19 protein-coding genes, 1 pseudogene and 1 riboswitch are annotated in these 17,284 nt (G+C 59.2%); of the genes and pseudogenes, 10 read left to right on the forward strand and 10 right to left on the reverse strand.

Going from position 1 to position 17,284, the window contains the following annotated elements:
- Positions 1-123: 123 nt before the first annotated feature.
- The 4 genes from gcvP to QSK43_RS11590 form a co-directional block, all read right to left on the reverse strand.
- On the reverse strand, positions 124-2,988 hold the full coding sequence (gene gcvP, locus QSK43_RS11575) for an aminomethyl-transferring glycine dehydrogenase (protein ID WP_332303549.1): 2,865 nt from the start codon (positions 2,986-2,988) through the stop codon (positions 124-126).
- Positions 2,988-3,350, reverse strand: a complete 363-nt coding sequence (gene gcvH, locus QSK43_RS11580; RefSeq protein ID WP_045016075.1) for a glycine cleavage system protein GcvH — start codon at positions 3,348-3,350, stop codon at positions 2,988-2,990. The genes gcvP and gcvH overlap by 1 nt, the downstream gene beginning before the upstream one ends.
- Before the next feature lie 28 nt (positions 3,351-3,378).
- A complete protein-coding gene (gene gcvT, locus QSK43_RS11585; RefSeq protein ID WP_332303550.1) occupies positions 3,379-4,518 on the reverse strand; it encodes a glycine cleavage system aminomethyltransferase GcvT in 1,140 nt (379 codons plus the stop codon).
- A gap of 154 nt (positions 4,519-4,672) precedes the next feature.
- Positions 4,673-4,760: riboswitch (glycine riboswitch) on the reverse strand.
- 124 nt (positions 4,761-4,884) lie between these two features.
- Positions 4,885-5,070, reverse strand: a complete 186-nt coding sequence (locus tag QSK43_RS11590) for a DUF3008 family protein (protein ID WP_045018479.1) — start codon at positions 5,068-5,070, stop codon at positions 4,885-4,887.
- Positions 5,071-5,242: 172 nt separating this feature from the next.
- Here QSK43_RS11590 and QSK43_RS11595 point away from each other — a divergent pair, with 172 nt between their 5' ends.
- The gene (locus QSK43_RS11595; RefSeq protein ID WP_332303551.1) at positions 5,243-5,623 is read left to right on the forward strand and encodes a hypothetical protein; all 381 of its coding nucleotides are present in this window, start codon (positions 5,243-5,245) and stop codon (positions 5,621-5,623) included.
- A gap of 89 nt (positions 5,624-5,712) precedes the next feature.
- The gene (locus QSK43_RS11600; protein ID WP_332303552.1) at positions 5,713-6,690 is read left to right on the forward strand and encodes a copper chaperone PCu(A)C; all 978 of its coding nucleotides are present in this window, start codon (positions 5,713-5,715) and stop codon (positions 6,688-6,690) included.
- Between the two features lie 223 nt (positions 6,691-6,913).
- Here QSK43_RS11600 and QSK43_RS11605 read toward each other — a convergent pair whose 3' ends face one another.
- Complete coding sequence (locus QSK43_RS11605) at positions 6,914-7,234, reverse strand: hypothetical protein (protein WP_045018473.1); 321 nt, start codon at positions 7,232-7,234, stop codon at positions 6,914-6,916.
- A 204-nt stretch (positions 7,235-7,438) separates the two neighbouring features.
- Between QSK43_RS11605 and crcB the strand changes: the two genes are divergently transcribed.
- The 5 genes from crcB (at position 7,439) to QSK43_RS11630 (ending at position 10,922) form a co-directional block, all read left to right on the forward strand.
- On the forward strand, positions 7,439-7,816 hold the full coding sequence (gene crcB, locus QSK43_RS11610; RefSeq protein WP_045018472.1) for a fluoride efflux transporter CrcB: 378 nt from the start codon (positions 7,439-7,441) through the stop codon (positions 7,814-7,816).
- A 67-nt stretch (positions 7,817-7,883) separates the two neighbouring features.
- Positions 7,884-8,873 (forward strand): RluA family pseudouridine synthase, encoded by a 990-nt coding sequence (locus QSK43_RS11615; protein WP_045018471.1) that lies wholly within the window; start codon positions 7,884-7,886, stop codon positions 8,871-8,873.
- A 6-nt stretch (positions 8,874-8,879) separates the two neighbouring features.
- Positions 8,880-9,548 carry an HAD family hydrolase gene (locus tag QSK43_RS11620; RefSeq protein WP_045018470.1) on the forward strand — a complete coding sequence of 223 codons (669 nt, stop codon included), beginning with the start codon at positions 8,880-8,882 and terminating at the stop codon, positions 9,546-9,548.
- A gap of 30 nt (positions 9,549-9,578) precedes the next feature.
- Entirely contained in the window at positions 9,579-10,373 is a 795-nt protein-coding gene (locus QSK43_RS11625) for an ATP12 family chaperone protein (RefSeq protein WP_332303553.1), read from the forward strand.
- A 60-nt stretch (positions 10,374-10,433) separates the two neighbouring features.
- Entirely contained in the window at positions 10,434-10,922 is a 489-nt protein-coding gene (locus QSK43_RS11630; RefSeq protein ID WP_332303554.1) for a hypothetical protein, read from the forward strand.
- A gap of 22 nt (positions 10,923-10,944) precedes the next feature.
- Here QSK43_RS11630 and fghA read toward each other — a convergent pair whose 3' ends face one another.
- Genes fghA through QSK43_RS11645 form a run of 3 tightly spaced genes read right to left on the reverse strand, consistent with a single transcriptional unit; the run spans position 10,945 to position 12,949 of the window.
- Positions 10,945-11,778 (reverse strand): S-formylglutathione hydrolase, encoded by an 834-nt coding sequence (gene fghA, locus QSK43_RS11635; RefSeq protein WP_332303555.1) that lies wholly within the window; start codon positions 11,776-11,778, stop codon positions 10,945-10,947.
- 30 nt (positions 11,779-11,808) lie between these two features.
- A complete protein-coding gene (locus QSK43_RS11640) occupies positions 11,809-12,468 on the reverse strand; it encodes a DUF1345 domain-containing protein (protein ID WP_332303556.1) in 660 nt (219 codons plus the stop codon).
- Positions 12,469-12,493: 25 nt separating this feature from the next.
- Positions 12,494-12,949, reverse strand: a complete 456-nt coding sequence (locus QSK43_RS11645) for a YaiI/YqxD family protein (protein WP_045018465.1) — start codon at positions 12,947-12,949, stop codon at positions 12,494-12,496.
- 166 nt (positions 12,950-13,115) lie between these two features.
- Here QSK43_RS11645 and QSK43_RS11650 point away from each other — a divergent pair, with 166 nt between their 5' ends.
- Positions 13,116-13,568: a DUF5680 domain-containing protein gene (locus QSK43_RS11650; protein WP_332303557.1), complete on the forward strand. Its 453-nt coding sequence runs from the start codon at positions 13,116-13,118 to the stop codon at positions 13,566-13,568.
- A 68-nt stretch (positions 13,569-13,636) separates the two neighbouring features.
- Here QSK43_RS11650 and QSK43_RS11655 read toward each other — a convergent pair whose 3' ends face one another.
- Positions 13,637-14,293, reverse strand: a complete 657-nt coding sequence (locus QSK43_RS11655; RefSeq protein WP_332303558.1) for a peroxiredoxin — start codon at positions 14,291-14,293, stop codon at positions 13,637-13,639.
- A 366-nt stretch (positions 14,294-14,659) separates the two neighbouring features.
- On the opposite strand from QSK43_RS11655, the gene QSK43_RS11660 reads away from it, so the two are divergent.
- Both QSK43_RS11660 and QSK43_RS11665 read left to right on the forward strand, forming a co-directional pair.
- Positions 14,660-15,184 (forward strand): glutathione S-transferase family protein, encoded by a 525-nt coding sequence (locus tag QSK43_RS11660; RefSeq protein WP_332303559.1) that lies wholly within the window; start codon positions 14,660-14,662, stop codon positions 15,182-15,184.
- A gap of 346 nt (positions 15,185-15,530) precedes the next feature.
- Positions 15,531-16,181 carry a pyridoxamine 5'-phosphate oxidase family protein gene (locus QSK43_RS11665; protein WP_332303560.1) on the forward strand — a complete coding sequence of 217 codons (651 nt, stop codon included), beginning with the start codon at positions 15,531-15,533 and terminating at the stop codon, positions 16,179-16,181.
- Between the two features lie 63 nt (positions 16,182-16,244).
- Here the strand turns inward: QSK43_RS11665 and QSK43_RS11670 are convergent.
- A pseudogene (locus QSK43_RS11670) lies at positions 16,245-17,148 on the reverse strand (IS30 family transposase); the annotation flags it as partial.
- Positions 17,149-17,284: the final 136 nt, after the last annotated feature.

Raw genomic sequence — 17,284 nt, forward strand, 5'->3', positions numbered from 1 at the left:
AGCGGGACCGAAAAAACGCAAGCCCCCGGCAGCAAGAAAGCCCGGTCAGGTCCCTCAGCTATTTCCGCAATAGAAAAGGCCCGGATCACTCCGGGCCTTCGTACGTTTGTTTGCACTGACAGTTTACTCGGCCGCCTCGGCATAGGCCTCCATCGGCGGGCAGGTGCAGATGAGGTTGCGGTCGCCATAGACATTGTCGATGCGGTTGACCGGCGACCAGTATTTGTCGATGCGGAAGGTGCCGGGCGGGAAGCAGCCCTGTTCGCGGCTATAGGGACGATCCCACTCCCCAACCAAATCTTCCACAGTGTGCGGCGCGTTCTTCAGCGGATTGTTGGTCTTGTCCGCACGGCCTTCCTCGATGTCGCGGGCTTCTTCGCGGATCGCCAGCATGGCATCGCAGAAACGATCGATTTCCGCCTTGGTTTCGGATTCCGTCGGCTCGATCATCAGCGTGCCGGCCACCGGCCAGCTCATGGTCGGTGCATGGAAACCGCAGTCGACGAGGCGCTTTGCGACATCGTCCACCGTCACGCCGCAGCTATCCGCCAGCGGCCGGGTGTCGATGATGCACTCATGCGCCACACGTCCGGTTTCGGACTTGTAGAGCACGTCGTAAGCGCCTTTCAGCCGCTCCGCGATATAGTTGGCGTTGAGGATCGCCACCTTGGTCGCCTGCGTCAGCCCTTCGCCGCCCATCATCAGGCAATAGCTCCAGGAAATCGGCAGGATCGAAGGCGATCCGAAGGGGGCAGCCGAAACCGCACCTTCACGACCGTCCGTCGTCGGATGGCCGGGAAGATAGGCAGCAAGATGCGACTTGACGCCGATCGGCCCCATGCCCGGACCGCCGCCGCCATGCGGAATGCAGAAGGTCTTGTGCAGGTTAAGGTGCGAAACGTCGGAACCAATATCGCCGGGGCGGGAAAGGCCGACCATGGCATTCATGTTGGCACCATCGAGATAGACCTGACCACCATGCTTGTGAGTAATCTCGCAAATCTCGCGAACCGTCTCCTCGAACACGCCGTGGGTGGACGGATAAGTGATCATGCAGCACGAGAGGTTTTCCGCATACTGCTCTGCTTTTGCACGGAAATCGTCGATATCAATATCACCATTGTCCCGCACCTTCACCGGCACCACTTTCATGCCGACCATCTGCGCGGAGGCAGGATTGGTGCCATGCGCCGAGGTTGGAATGAGGCAGACGTCGCGATGTGTGCCGCCATTGGCGATGTGATAGTTGCGGATGGTCAGAAGCCCCGCATATTCACCTTGCGCACCGGAATTCGGCTGCATGGAAAAGGCGTCGTAACCGGTGACCGAGCAGAGCTTTTCCGAGAGATCGTCGATCATCTCCTTGTAGCCGAGCGCCTGATTGGCCGGTACGAAGGGATGGATGTCGGAAAATTCCGGCCAGGTGATCGGCAGCATTTCCGCAGTTGCATTCAGTTTCATGGTGCAGGAACCGAGCGGGATCATCGAGCGGTCGAGCGCCAGATCGCGGTCCGAAAGGCGGCGGATGTAACGGGTCATCTCGCTTTCGGCACGGTTCATGTGGAAGATCGGATGCGTCATGTACTGGCTGGTGCGCAGCAGCTCCTTCGGCAGGCGATATTCCGGCTCGAAATCCGAGATCGGGAAATTGCCGCCGAAAGCGCGCCAGACCGCTTCAAGCGTCGCGGGACGCGTGCGCTCGTCAAGGCTCATGCCGATCTTGGTCGCGCCGACCTTGCGCAGGTTCACGCCTTCCGCAACGGCAGAGCGCAGGATGACGCCCTGCATATGGCCGACTTCGACGGTGATCGTATCGAAGAAGGTTTCCGGCTCGATGGTGTAACCGAGTTTTTCCAGACCCTTGGCCATCAGCACGGCCTTCTGGTGGGTCTGCTGGGCAATCGCCTTTATGCCCTGCGGGCCGTGGAAGACGCCATACATCGAGGCCATGACGGCCAAGAGCACCTGTGCCGTGCAGATGTTGGAGGTGGCCTTTTCGCGGCGGATATGCTGCTCGCGGGTCTGCAGCGACAGGCGATAGGCGCGGTTGCCGCGCGCATCGACCGAGACGCCGACCAGACGACCGGGCATGGAGCGCTTATGCGCATCCTTGACCGACATATAGGCGGCATGCGGACCGCCGTAACCGACCGGAACGCCGAAACGCTGCGAGGTGCCGATGGCGATATCCGCGCCCATTTCGCCGGGCGATTTCAGCAGCGTCAGCGCCAGAAGATCGGCGGCGACGGCAGCGATGGCACCCGTCTGGTGCAGGCGGGAGATCAGGCCCGAGAAATCGCTGACATGACCGTGGGTGCCCGGATACTGGAAGATCGCGCCGAACACGTCGACCGGATCGAGATCGGTGAAGGGATTGCCGACGATCACCTTCCAGCCGAGCGGGGCCGCACGGGTCTCGATCAGCGCGATGGTCTGCGGGTGGCAATTGGCGTCGACGAAGAAGGCGGTGGCCTTGGATTTGGCGACGCGCTGGCACATGGCCATGGCTTCGGCCGCAGCCGTCGCTTCATCGAGCAGCGATGCATTGGCGACATCGAGGCCGGTCAGGTCGCAGACCATGGTCTGGTAGTTCAGCAGCGCCTCAAGACGGCCCTGGCTGATTTCCGGCTGGTAGGGCGTATAGGCCGTGTACCATGCCGGGTTTTCCAGAATGTTGCGCTGGATGACCGGCGGCGTGATCGTGCCGTAATAGCCCTGGCCGATCAGCGATGTCAGCACCAGGTTCTTGTTGGCCGTTTCACGAAGGCGATCCAGCGCCTCGCGTTCGGTCAACGCGGCACCCCAGGTGAGCGGCACCTTCTGGCGGATGGAGGAGGGAACGGTGGCGTCGATCAGGGCATCGAGGCTCTTGTAGCCGATGACCTTCAGCATCTCCGCCATTTCCGACGGCGACGGCCCGATGTGACGCCGGTTGGCGAAGTCATAGGGCTGATAGTCGGTGAAGTGGAATTCCGTGGGCGTCGTCATTACGCGATCAGCTCCTTGTAGGCTGCCTCGTCGAGCAGCGTATCGGCATCCGCGACGTTGGAAAGCTTCAGCTTGAAGAACCAGCCAGCACCCTGCGGATCGGAATTGACCAGCGAGGGATCGTCGACGATCGCCTGGTTGATTTCCACCACTTCGCCATCCAGCGGACAATAGACATCGGAAGCCGCCTTGACGGATTCAACGGTAGCGGCATCGCCATCCTTGGAGAAGGTAGCGCCCACTTCCGGCAATTCGACGAAGACGAGATCGCCAAGCTGTTCAGCGGCGTGGCTGGTAATGCCAACGGTGGCAATATCGCCTTCGAACTTCAGCCATTCGTGTTCTGCGGTAAATTTCAGCATCGTATTCTCTCCGGAGATGGGATGAAGATTATCGTTTGTAGGTGGGCTTGATGAAGGGCAGGGCAGCGACGGTGACGGGCAGATATTTGCCGCGCACTTCCGCAAAGATCGCCGTGCCGGGAGCCGTGTAGGCCGCTGGCACGTAACCCATGGCGACGGGACCTTCGACCGATGGGCCGAAGCCGCCGGAGGTCACTTCGCCGATTTCCGTCTTGCCCTCGGCATCCGCAAAAAGCTTGGAATGGCCGCGCACCGGCGCCTTGCCCTCGGGCTTCAGGCCGACGCGGCGGCGCGATGTGCCGTCTTTCAGTTCGCGCAGAATGCGCTCGGCACCCGGAAAACCGCCTTCGCGCTCACCGCCGGCGCGACGTGCCTTCTGGATCGCCCATTCAAGTGACGCTTCGATGGGGGAGGTCGTGGTGTCGATATCGTTGCCATAAAGACAAAGGCCTGCTTCCAGACGCAGGCTGTCGCGCGCGCCGAGACCGATAGGCTCACAATCGGGATGTTCGAGCAGGGCCTTGGCGATCTCCTGCGCCTCGTCGGCCGGTACGGAGATTTCAAAACCATCCTCACCGGAATAACCGGAACGGGAAACGATGCAGGGCACATCGTGCAGCGGAATTTCCAGCACATCCATGAACTTCATGTCGGACACGCCGGCCCACAGTTCCGCCAGAACCGCTTCCGCGCGGGGGCCCTGGAGCGCGATCAGCGCCCGGTCGTCGAGAAGGGTGATCTCGCAGGCGTCGGAAAGATGCGCCTTCATATGCGCGACATCGGCGTGCTTGCAGGAGGCATTGACGACGACAAAAAGATGATCGCCGCGATTGGTGATCATCAGGTCGTCGAGAATGCAGCCGTTCTCATCTGTGAAGAAACCGTAACGCTGGCGACCTTCCTTGAGGCCGAGAATATCCACCGGCACCAGCTTTTCCAGCGCAAGTGCGGCATCTTCATTGTTGCCGGATTTCGCCTTTAGGATCACCTGGCCCATATGGGATACGTCGAATAAACCGGCGGAGGTGCGGGTCTGAAGATGTTCCTTCAGCACGCCGGCCGGATATTGCACCGGCATGTCGTAACCGGCAAATGGCACCATGCGGGCGCCAAGCGAAAGATGCAGGGAATGGAGCGGCGTGATTTTAAGCTCGGCGGTATCGTCCAAGGACGCCTCCAGGGTTGCGCGAAAGATCGCGCGGGCTCAGGTCATGACGCGGAAAACGCGCCGGGTTCAAGAGCCCCCTCTGTCCTTGTCGCCTGAGATTGTTATCCCTTCGGCGAGCCGTCCTTATGAAAGGTGGCTTCTCTCCAGAGTTCCGTCGTCACCGCTGGTCCTTTTGCCTGAGAGTTTCCGGGGCGGTTGCTCCTTCGGCACCGCATTGAAGCGGTTTCTCCCAACGATGATGCGACGCTCATTATCTTCGAAGGGCCATTATTGGCAAGGACCAAATGACGCATCTGAACAGATTTTTGCTCCATCTGCGCCATCGCGGGTACGGTATGTGGCGAATATACTCGATGCCGCGCGCCGTTAGTCAGATTTTTTCTCCGGCAAACCCTTCCGTTTTGTCGAGGCGAAATCCTCAAGTTCCTTTTCTGTCATAGACTTCTCCATGCTTTTTGAAGCACCTTGTAAACTGGATTTCTTCATTTCGCCGCGTTTGGCGGCCAGCGCCGCGCCCGCCGCTTTCTGCTGGGCTTTCGATTTGGCTGGCATGTCGGTTCTCCTTCCGAAATGATCTTACCGACAGGAAATGCTGCGCTCCGACGATTGTTCCAAGTCAGAGGTTGGGCCTGCGGCAAATTTCCCCTTTGAAATCGGCAAGAAAGAGGGGTATCGCCTGAGTATGGACGCAAACCGAAAACGACGGCTGACAGGGGTGGAGAAGATGCTTCGCATTTTCTGCGCGATGCTGATGTTGTCGCTTGGTTTCGCCCACAAGCCCGCGCTCGCTGCGGCACCTGCCGTTGCTCTCGATGAGAGCTACCGGCTGCCGGACGGCACGTTTGCCGAGATCTGCCTCGGCCACAGCGGCGGCGTTGATGCCTCGCACGCCAAGGACGGTCCCGCTCATTCGAGTGATGCGATCCTGTTCTGCGAGGCCTGCCTGCTGGCGTCCTCCATTCTTGTGCCCGCGCCCGATGCAACGAGCTGGCTGAGGAACGAATTCGCGTGGCTCGATAATCGCTTGTCCGCAGAGTGGAATTTTCTCTCGGTCCTGCCGATCCGCAAACCGTCCGCTCGCGGCCCGCCCTCCCTGTCCGCCTGATCTCTTCGTTTTTACAGGATCATCGCCGCCGGCTGGCGGTACGCAACGGCTGCAATGCCTCATGGGCCGCAGTCGCAAGGACAAGACAAATGAAAACCACCAAGATCATCACCTGCACCCTGTTCATCGCCTCCGTCTCGACGGCACAGGCCTTCGCCCATGCAACCTTCGTTGATGGTTCTGCCGAACAGGACAGCACCATCGTTGCCGCACTCCAGGTGCCGCATGGCTGTGACGGCGGGCTTGCCACCACCGAAGTCCAGATCAAGTTGCCGGAAGGTTTCATTTCCGCCAAGCCGCAGCCAAAGGCCGGCTGGGAACTGGAAATCATCAAGGGCGACTACCAGAAGTCCTACAAGAACCACGGGCAGGAGATCAAAAGCGGGCCAGTCGAAATCCGCTGGAAGGGCGGCGACCTGCCGGACGAATTTTACGACACCTTTGCCGTACAGGGAAAAATCACCGGCGTGGAGGCGGGGCAGGACCTGCCTTTCAAGGTAACGCAGCTTTGCGGCGACAAGGGTAAGGTTTCCTGGGATGAGGTGGCGGCAGCGGGCGTCGATCCACATTCGCTGAAAAGCCCGGCTCCGACGATCCGTGTCGCCGCCAAGACCCATGCCGGCGGGCATGACCATTCCGCCATGAACATGGATATGGACATGGATGTCGTGAAAGCCGGCAGCCTCGAGCTTTCCGCTGGCGCAACCAAGGCCATGTTGCCCGGCCAGCCGGTGGGCGGCGGTTATGTGACGATCAAAAATACCGGTTCCAGCGACGACAAGCTGATCGGCATCGAATCTTCCGCCGCCGGCCGTGCCGAAATTCACGAAATGGCGATGGTCAACGACGTGATGAAAATGCGCAAGCTGGATGACGGTATCGTCATTCCCGCCGGTCACACGGTGGAGCTGAAGCCCGGCGGCCTGCACATGATGTTCTTCAACGTGAAGAAGCCCTTTGCCGAAGGCGATAAGGTGCCGGTGACGCTGATCTTCGAAAAGGCCGGTAAGGTGGAGATCGTGCTTTCCGCAGGTTCAGCCAAGGGCGGCGACCACCAGCATAATTGATCCACGAAAAACGGCTACCGGGACGCGTGACAGGTCCGGTAGCCGCAAGCTTTTCGTCTATTGTATTGTTTTCAGCGCCGTGGCGGAAAAGGCGTGAGAGCGATCGCTTCCGCAATTTTTCCGGTCTTCGGTCGACAATATCTATAAAATCGGGCTGACAGCAACCTGAACGCCGGAGGCCGGTTCGATATCGCCCCATACCTCAGAAACGAAATTAGAATATCTAAATATCAATCTGATCTAAAACATTATTTTTAGAACGAGTTTCGGCCCCATTCTCCTCGTAAGCCTCCACAGCCTGCTCGAGCGTCGCCTGCGGTTCCTGACGCTGGCTGGCGGTGGTCAGGAAATAGAGCGTCAAGGCCGGCGGTTTGATCGCCGTCATAAAGCCTTTGAGCTGGAAGTCGTCGCCCTGTTCGGCCTTGCGCGCCAATGCGTGAATGGCCTCTTCGACCTCGGTCTTGCGCGGCACGCGCTGCGACGGTTTCACAGCCTCCAGCGCATAGGCCGCTGTATTTGCTGAAACGGAAAGAACCTGTGTCATCCAACCTCCGGCCTTCTTCGCCGACCCCGTAAAAGCTGGAGATTAACAGCCGCGCCTTGTCGGAAGGCTAAATCGCGGGCTTGCAATTTAACCGTATTTTAATGGATGAAAGCTCCGGGCAAAGGGGTTTCGCCGGCGATTGCTATGGTCTAGAAATGCACCGGACAGCCCGGTCCGACAATTTCCTCCGGAGACAATCCCCAAATGGTGAATATCGCTCTTGTCGCCACAGGCGGCGCAATCGGTTCCGTGTTCCGTTATCTGGTCGGCGTCTGGAGCGTGAGGCTTGCCGGGCCGAGTTTTCCGTGGGGAACGCTTGCGGTCAATGTGGTCGGATCTTTCCTGATCGGTCTCCTCGTCGAACTTGTGGCCAGAAGGCTGAACGCGTCCATGGAGATGCGCCTGTTTCTGGTTACCGGCGTGCTCGGCGGCTTCACCACATTTTCGTCCTTCTCGCTCGATGCGGTCTCGCTTTTCGAACGCGGTGCGCTCGGCCTTTCGGCCGTTTACATCATGGCAAGTCTGTTGGTTTCCATCGCGGCGGTTTTCGCCGGGCTGGCCTTGGGCCGCAGTTTGTTCTAAAGGCTTGATCCAAACGGCGCGCCAGAGATAAAGGGCGTGCGATCAAGACAGAGAGACTGGAAATTTCATGGCAGGTATCGAGCATATCAAGGTCGAGGCCGACGAGGCCGGTATGCGCCTCGATCGCTGGTTCAAGATTCACTATCCGGGTCTGGGGTTCGGGCAGTTGCAAAAGCTGCTGCGCTCGGGACAGGTGCGTGTGGACGGCGGCCGGGTGAAGACGGATGCAAGGGTGCAGCCGGGACAGATGGTGCGCGTACCGCCGGTCGATTCCGACCTCAAGGTCAAAAGCGGCCCTATCGGATCGAAGGATCTCAAACATTCGGCAGACAGCGAACTTCTGGCGCGCATGCTGCTGCATGAGGACGACAAGGTTTTAGTGTTCAACAAGCCGGCCGGCATCGCCGTGCAGGGCGGTTCCGGCATCAACCGCCACATTGACGGGCTTCTGGAAGCATGGACCAGCCCGAAGGGTGAAAAGCCGCGTCTGGTGCACCGCCTGGACCGTGACACATCCGGCGTGCTGGTGGTTGCCCGCACCCGTGGTGCTGCGCAGAAGCTGACGGCCGCTTTCCGCGAGCGCGATACCAAGAAGACCTACTGGGCGCTGGTTCGCGGCGTGCCGCGCAAGCATCAGGACAAGATTTCCACCTGGCTGGTCAAGGAACAGACGCCCGACGGCGACCGCATGCGTATCGCCAAGCACGGCGAGGAGGGGGCCGATCACGCCGTTTCCTATTACCGTGTCATCGATACCGCCGCGCAGAACCTCGCCTGGCTGGAGATGGAGCCTTATACCGGCCGTACCCACCAGCTTCGCGTTCACGCGCTGCATATAGGGCACCCGATCATCGGCGATCCGAAATATTACATCGACGATCCGAACTGGGATTTTCCGGGCGGCGTACAGAAACGCCTGCACCTGCATGCCCGCCATATCGACATTCCGCACCCGAATGGCGGACGGCTTCGCGTCAGCGCGCCTTTGTCGCCGCATATGGTGCAGACTTGGAACCTGCTCGGTCTCGACGTGGCCGATGGCGACAGGGAAGGCTGATAGCCGATGAAACTCGTTCTTTTTGATTGCGACGGCACGCTGGTGGATAGTGCCGGCCTGATCCATGCCGTCATGGCCGATACATTCGTCGATTTCGGAAAGCCTCGGCCTGACATTTCAGAGACCAAGGCGATCATTGGCCTCACACTCGATATCGCCATCGCCCGCATGCTCGGCAAGGCGCATGTGGATGACGAGGCGCGCGCGATGACGGAGCGCTATCGGGAAATCTATCACCCGATCCGCGCCCGGCCGGGCATGATCGAGCCGCTTTTCGACGGCATCGCGCCGCTGATCGACACTCTGGCGAAGCGGGACGACGTGCTGATCGGCGCGGTCACCGGCAAGGGCCGTCGCGGACTGACCCATATTCTCGAAACGCATGGTTTTGCCGAGCATTTCATCGTGTCACGCACGGCGGATGATTGCCCATCCAAGCCGCATCCGGCCATGGTGATGGAATGCTGCCATGAAACCGGCATGGTTCCGGCTGACACTGTCGTCATCGGCGATGCGATCTATGACATGCAGATGGCGAAAGCGGCCGGCGCAAAGGCCATCGGCGTCGCCTGGGGTTACGCCTCGGTCGATGATCTCTGGAAGGCCGGCGCCGATGCGGTCGTCAGCCACCCTCGCGAAATCCCGGCCTATGTTCCCGCCGATATTCTCGAATGACCCTTTCTATCCGACTGATGAGGACGTGCCATGCGTGATCTCCTGAACGACCTTTCGGAAGGCCTCAGCCATCCCGATCCGATCATTCGCGCGCAACTCCAGATGCAGAGGCCTTTGCCGAAGCGCTTCTACAAGGACGTCACCGTTGCTGACGTGGAAGACGGCGGCTTCACCATCCATCTCGATGGCAAGCCGCTGCGCACGCCCGCCAAGAAGCCGCTTGTGCTGCCATCCAAGGCGCTCGCGGACCTGCTTCGCGACGAATGGGATGCGCAGAAGGAAGTGGTGAACCCGGTCGTCATGCCCGTGTCACGGCATGTGAACACCGCCATTGATGGCATCGCCGACGACACCCAGGCGGTTTTCGAGGACATCCTCCGCTTTTCTTCCTCCGACCTTCTGTGCTACCGCGCTGGCGACCCATCCGCGCTGGTTCAGCGCCAGATCGATCATTGGGACCCGGTGCTTGACTGGGCGGCCAATGTTCTCGGCGCCCGCTTCATCCTCATCGAAGGCGTGATGCATCGCGAGCAGCCACGGGAGGCCGTTGCGGCCTTTGCCGTGACGCTCAGGAAATACGATACGCCGATAGCGCTCGCCGCCCTGCACACCATGACGTCCCTGACCGGCTCCGCCATTCTGGCGCTGGCGCTGGCGGAGGGGCAGCAGACGCTGGAAGAAACCTGGGCGCTGGCGCATCTCGATGAGGACTGGACCGCCGAACAATGGGGCGAGGATGAGGAGGCGCTGGAGCGCCGTGCCCTCAGGCTTGTCGACATGCGTGCGGCACTCAACGTTCTGGAGGCGTTGAAGAGCGCTTCTTGACGCTTTTTTAACCCTGATGACCGAATATGCGGCTACCTCACGTAAGGGGAGCCGCAGATCATGATCACCACGCTGAAGCGCCTTGGCATCGTTGTGCTGGCGTCTTTCACGCTCATGTCTTTCAGGCTGGAACCGGAAGCGACCAATGCCGACCGGCTGCTTTACGATGTGCGCGGCGCATTCGTTGCGGCCCGACCGGATGTCGCGCCGGCACTGATGCAATCCATTCACGCGCAGTTGCAGAACGCGATCAAGACGACTGCACGCGGCGAAATCAGACCACGCGTGGTGCTGACAATTCGCCTCGCATCCGTCACACGCGGGCCCTTCCTGTTTGGAGAACGGGCATCGGCCCGTGTGATCGTGCGCGCCGCCGCCGTGGCAACGGGCGAGGTGATCGCCGAGGCGAAATTCACGACCACGGTGGTGAGTTTCGACAATCGGTCAATCGAGCAGGATCTCGCTTACGGTGTCGCGGAACGCGTCATCCGCGAATTCAGGCTTAGCCGGCCCGGCCCGACGACGCTGGCGACGGCATTGTTTCCGTGAACAACGCCGCCTGTCGCAACCCTCAGCCAAGCCGTTCGGCATGCCACTTCAGATGGTCGTCCATGAAGCTGGAAATAAAATAATAGGAATGGTCGTAGCGCTCGTGCATGCGCAGCGTCAGGCCGATATCCGTGCCCTTGACCGCTTCTTCGAACAGCCAGGGGCGCAGGCCTTTTTCGAGGAAGTTGTCGGCCTTGCCCTGATCGATCAGGAATTCGGGAAAACGTGCGCCGTCTTCGATCAGCGCGCAGGCGTCGTATTGCCGCCATGCGGCCCGGTCCGTACCGAGATATTTTTCCAGCGCCGGTTCGGACCAGTCTGCGGAGGAGGGGGCGACGATCGGGGCGAAGGCGGAGCAGCTCTTGAAGCGATCCGGGTTCTTCAAAGCGATCGTCATCGCGCCATGGCCGCCCATCGAGTGGCCGAAAATGCCCTGACGGCTCATATCCGCACGAAAATGCTGGCCGATGAAGGCGGGCAACTCTTCCGTCACGTAGCTGTACATGTGGTAGTGCTCCGACCAAGGCTCCTGCGTGGCGTCGAGATAAAAGCCGGCGCCCTTGCCCATCTGCCAGTTGGTCAGCTCGTCCGGCACGTCATTGCCGCGCGGGCTGGTATCCGGGCAGACGACGATCAACCCCAGCTCGGACGCCATGCGGCGATATTCGCCTTTTTCCATGACATTGGCGTGGGTGCAGGTGAGACCGGAGAGATACCAGACAACCGGGCAGGGCTCGCTGATCGCCTTCGGTGGCACATAGACCGCAAAGGTCATTTCGCATTTCAGGGTTTCGGATGCGTGCGAAAATACGCCCTGCATGCCGCCAAAGGCCGTATTCTGCGAAACGATGTTCATGAAGCCATTCCCTTAAGAAGAGTTTTCGGTTCAGCCGGCAAGCGCGACTGCGGCATTGACCGCCGCCGCCACCAGAACCGTGTTGAAGAAGAAAGAGACGATGGAATGCAGCAATGTGACCTTGCGCATGGCGGTCGTGGTCACGCCCACATCCGATGTCTGCGCCGTCATGCCGATCACCACGGCGAAATAGAGGAAATCATAACCGCAAGGCTCTTTCGTCGCCGGAAAATCCATGCCGCCGCGGTGCTGGCGCTTGCCATCAACGGTTTCAGGGCGCCAGTAGAGATGGGCGTAATGCAATGCCGTCATGGTATGGATCGTCAGCCATCCGAAGATCACGGAGCCGAAGGCGATGAGCAGGGTCCAGACCGTTTCGCCGGAATGGTTGAGCGCCTGGAACAGCGAAACGACGGCAACGCCAACGGCAAGCAGCGTAATGGCGATGATGGCTATTGCCGGCAGGTCGTCGCTGTCGGCGTGCGCCCTCAGGTGTTGCGCCGTCAGTTTGGGAAGCCGAAATGCCACCAGTACGAGATAGGTCAGAAAAAACAGGACAGCTGCGATTTCGATGGCAATCGATCGCGCGAAAACCAGCGCCAGACCGAGGCCGAAAGCGCTGACGAGAAAAGCGACGAGGAAGGGCTTATGGCGGCGATAGGCGTTGCTTTGCGGTTTGACCGGGGTCATGGATCGCGTCTTTCTGTTTGTGCCGTCATTTTTTGACACGGCGGCAGAAACGGTCAAGGGTCTCCAGAAAAGCCGAACGATCGCGCGGCGAAAAGGCCGCATTATATCCCTTGCTTTCGCCGGTTTCGCGCAGATGCGCGCCAAGATCGCGCATCGCAGTCGCCATGCCGATGTTTGTCTGGTCGAAAACACGGCCCGTTGGCCCGGTCACCAGTGCGCCCTTGGCGACGCAACGCCCGGCCAACGGCACATCGGCGGTGATGACAATGTCGTTTTCGCCGGCACGCTCGGCAATCCAGTCGTCAGCCGCATCGAAACCGGCCGATACGATGACGTTCTTCACCATCGGATCGCGCGACGGGCGCAAGCCGGAATTTGCAACGAAGGTCACCTCCAGCCCATGCCGTTCCGCCACCTTGAGTATCTCCGGTTTCACGGGGCAGGCGTCGGCATCGACATAGATTTGCGGGTTCTGCGACATGGGTACTCTTAGCGGGATAATTTCTGCCACGCTTGTAAGGGCAAAAGCAGCGATTACCAAGCCCGCCATCGGTGAAATTATGGCATGAAGCCGGGCCGAGAACGCACTTGCGACTGCCGCGCAATTTGAATATGTTCGCTTTATGTTCTCGGTGAGGAGATTTGCGATGCTGGAAGAATTCATCGTGCAGGCCAAATCCGCCACCTATGTGGGCGGCGGCGACACCTCCGCGACACCCACTCGCCTCAGCTCGCACGATCTGACCTATCGGAACGGCGACTGGCATTATATCGACAGTTATTTCGGCGGAACCGATTTCATCGGCCAGGAGGTTGTCTGGCATCGGGGTATTCCACTATGGGCCATGAACTATTACGGTCGCATCATTCGCCCTGCGTCAATTGATGGCACCGTGGCGGGCAGGGTGATCCAGCACTCGCTCTCAACGCTTTACAGGGAAGGGCGGTTTCTCGGCGGCTTCACTCACGAGGTCGAAGACATGACCTATATCGATACCAATGAGGGCGAATTCCAGTCTTTTACCGGGGTCGAGCGGATTTATCGTGACGGCGTCGAGGCATATCGGCTCGATTATCATGGTGGCCTGATAAAGCCATAATTGCCACCGTCAGGAGGATCGAATGGGGACGATGATGGCTCATCGCCCCTTTTTTTGTCCGTTTCAAATCAGCCCGGCTGCCTCGTCTTGCGCAGATAGGGAAGGACAGTATCGTAAGAGCCGAAGCGGGCGATGGCGTCCTCGTTCGAGACGGCGGCGGTGATGATCACGTCTTCACCCTGTTTCCAGTTGGCCGGCGTCGCCACCTGATGTTTCGAGGTCAGCTGGATGGAATCGATCGCGCGAAGAATTTCCTCGAAGTTGCGGCCGGTTGTCATCGGGTAGGTGAGGACCAGCTTGATCTTCTTGTCAGGACCGATGACGAAGACGGAGCGCACGGTGGCGTTGTCGGCCGGGGTGCGGCCTTCGGAACTCTCACCAGCGCCCGCCGGCAGCATGTCGTAGAGCTTCGCCACTTTCAGATCCTTGTCGCCGATCAGCGGATAATCGACGTTAAAGCCGGTCGCGGTGCGGATGTCGTTTTTCCATTTTTCATGGCTTTCGACCGGATCGACAGAGATGCCGATGATCTTGACGCCGCGTTTTTCGAATTCCGGCTGCAGGCCGCCCATCGCGCCAAGTTCGGTGGTGCAGACCGGCGTGAAATTTTTCGGATGCGAAAACAGAACCGCCCAGCCGTCGCCGATCCAGTCGTGAAAGCTCACCGGACCGTGCGTGGTTTCGGCGGTGAAATCGGGCGCTATGTCGTTGATACGAAGGCTCATTTGTTGGTTTCTCCCTAATGATTTGAATTGAAATCCTGAAGGTTCTGGCAATCCATTTCCGGCGCTGGAGCTTAGAGTTTTCGCGCGAAATGGCCAGCTTTTTCACGGCAAAAATTCGAAACGGGCAGGGCGCGCCGCCCGTCTTCATCAAGCTCACGTGAGGCCGGAAAGCGGGACGCAAATGACCTGTCACGGAAACGCACGAGGATTGTTTTCGTTCGGTCAAGCATCTATCCTGACATGGCGGCCCCTGCCGGATCGGCCAGAAACAGGCCAAGATGGCTTTCCCGGCTGGCGCAAAACGCGAACGACGCTCGAGCACCACGCGAGCCAACAATCTCCAAACAGACGCGATGGAGAACGGCAATGACGATCACAATTACCGCTTTTGAACGCTCGCCCGATGGCGGCAAGGGTCTGGCCCGCGACACGCGCGTGCGCTGGGCACTGGAGGAAGTAGGCCAGCCCTACGATGTTCGTCTTCTCTCCTTCAAGGCGATGAGGGAACCCGAGCATCTGGCGCTTCAGCCATTCGGGCAGATTCCGACCTATGAAGAGGGCGACCTTGTCCTGTTCGAGTCCGGTGCGATCGTTTTCCACATCGCGGAGCGCCATGCCGGCCTTTTGCCGGGGGATGCGAATGCGCGGGCGATAACATGGATGTTCGCCGCGCTCAGCACCGTGGAACCGCCGATCGCCGACTGGCTCGACGGCGCGTTCAGTGCCGGCGACCTCCTGATGATATCGGTGCTGCAAAGGATAAAAAGTTCGGGCATCCTCGACGAATATCCGAACCTTTCAGCCTATGTGGCCCGCGGTGAGGCGCGTCCCGCCTATAAACGCGCCTTTGCCGACCAACTGGCGGTTTTCAAGGCCGCTTCGGGCGGCTGAGCGTCGCTGAGTGGCGAGGGCCTGAACGTGCAGACCCGCCCGATATTTCTACAGGGAATTATCCGCCGTAGAAGGCGTCCATAGCCGCTCCCGATCGACCCCGATGACACGCACCGCCTTCATGAAGCGTCCGTAACCGCGAACGCGAACCCCCCCCAGTGCGTGCTCCACGCCTTGATTGGAATGGAAATGTGCGATATCGATATTTATGAGGTACGTACATCAGAATCGTGAAAGGCACTGAAAAGCCAACAAAACAGCCATTCGGCGGGTCCGCAACAGCCGGGCTGTTCCGTCTGGAAAAGCTGATGGGAACAACGGCGTAACGTGAAAAAAGTGGGGTATGATGACGGCATTCGAACTCAATCCAGAATTCGCCATAACGGATGAGCCGTCGCTTCGAGGGTTGTTCGAGGCGACCCATTCTCTCGCGATATTGAAGTGTCAGGACGCAATTGGCGAGCACGCGCGGGAGTTCATCAGGCGCTCACCATTCCTGTGCATCGGAACCCAGAATGGGGAAGGACGCGCCGATGTCAGCCCTCGTGGCGACCCTGCGGGGTTCGTCAAGGTTCTTGATGAACACACACTCGCGATCCCGGATCGACCGGGCAATAACCGGCTGGATACGTTGACCAATATCATTGCCAATCCGAACGTCGGATTGTTGTTCGTCATACCGGGGTTCGACGATACATTGCGCGTGAACGGGCAGGCGGCGTTGGCGACCGACCCTGAACTCCTGAAAAGCATGAGCATCAATGACCGCGCTCCGAAACTGGCGATAGTCGTCAGAGTGAGCGAGGTTTTCATGCATTGCGCCAAGGCATTTCGGCGGTCTCATTTATGGAGCCCGGATCATTTTCAGGATCGCTCCGAAATGCCGTCGCTTATCAAGATTATTCTGGATGAAACGACAGGCGCACCCAGCAACAGGGATGAGATGCGGAAAATGGATGACGACCTTGAGAAAGACTATCAGCGGACACTTTACTAGTGCGCACCCGGTTTAAACGGAAGTGTTGGGCGCGACCCATATCTTTAACGTTGCGGTCTGATCGAGTGTTGCCGGCGACATCTGGCTGAGGTCTGTATTGGAGGGCAGGTAACGACGGATGCGCTTGTTTGCGTTTTCCACCGCACCTTTCTGCCAGGGCGCGCTGGGATCGCAGAACCAGTTGCGCGCACCAATACCATCTTCCAGAGCCCGGAATGCAGCAAACTCCGTGCCCCGATCAAAGGTGAAGCTCTGACGCGCGAATGCGGGTAGGGACGAGAATGCGCGGATGATCTTGTCCATGATCGGCCGCGAGTGTCGGCTGGGGTTTTTGATCAGAACGGTGTACCGGCTTTTGCGCTCGACGAGTGACGTGACATTGGCATGTCCAAACGGACGCTCGAAGACGATGAGGTCGCCCTCCCAGTGCCCGAATTGCGATCTGTTTCCAATAAAATCAGGCCTTTGGGAGATGCGGTGGCTGGCGGGAAATGCCCCGTCGCGCGGCTTTCTGGAGTGAAGCGGACGGCGTCTTCGACGTGCTTCCGGCAGATATTGATACAAGCCGAGCGCATAGTCTTCCTTGCTGTAGATAAACCGGTAGATGGTCTCGGCACACACACTCACAAGGCTTAACCCCTCCAATAACAGGCGTCCGGCAATCTGCTCGGGCGACCAGCGTGCTTCCAGTTTTTTGATGACCTCCTTGCGCAAGTTCGGGTGTCGCCGCAGTTTTCTTAACCGGCGCCGGCGTTCACGCGTGATCTCGTCGGCAATGACGGGAAAATAGCCGCTGTACTCGGGGAGTTCGTGATCACGGAACGTGTTGCGACGGGTCTCCCGATAAATTGTCGAGCAGTGACGACCGAGCTGGCGTGCCATCTCGTTTGATCGGCACTTTTCGCTCAACAAGCTTATGAAGTTGACGCCGATCGGCGAGGGTCAGTTGCGAATAACATGCGAAAATCTCCAAAGTGAAGCCATTGAAATTATTGGCATGTCGCACTTGGAAATAGAATGTACCCCTGTGAGTTCATGCTGAACCGCGACTTGCGGGGCATCCAAAGCTAACTTGCATGCCGCATCTGCGCGAGAACTTTCTT

It is taken from the genome of Rhizobium sp. GR12, assembly GCF_036596185.1.
GTDB lineage: Bacteria > Pseudomonadota > Alphaproteobacteria > Rhizobiales > Rhizobiaceae > Agrobacterium > Agrobacterium nepotum.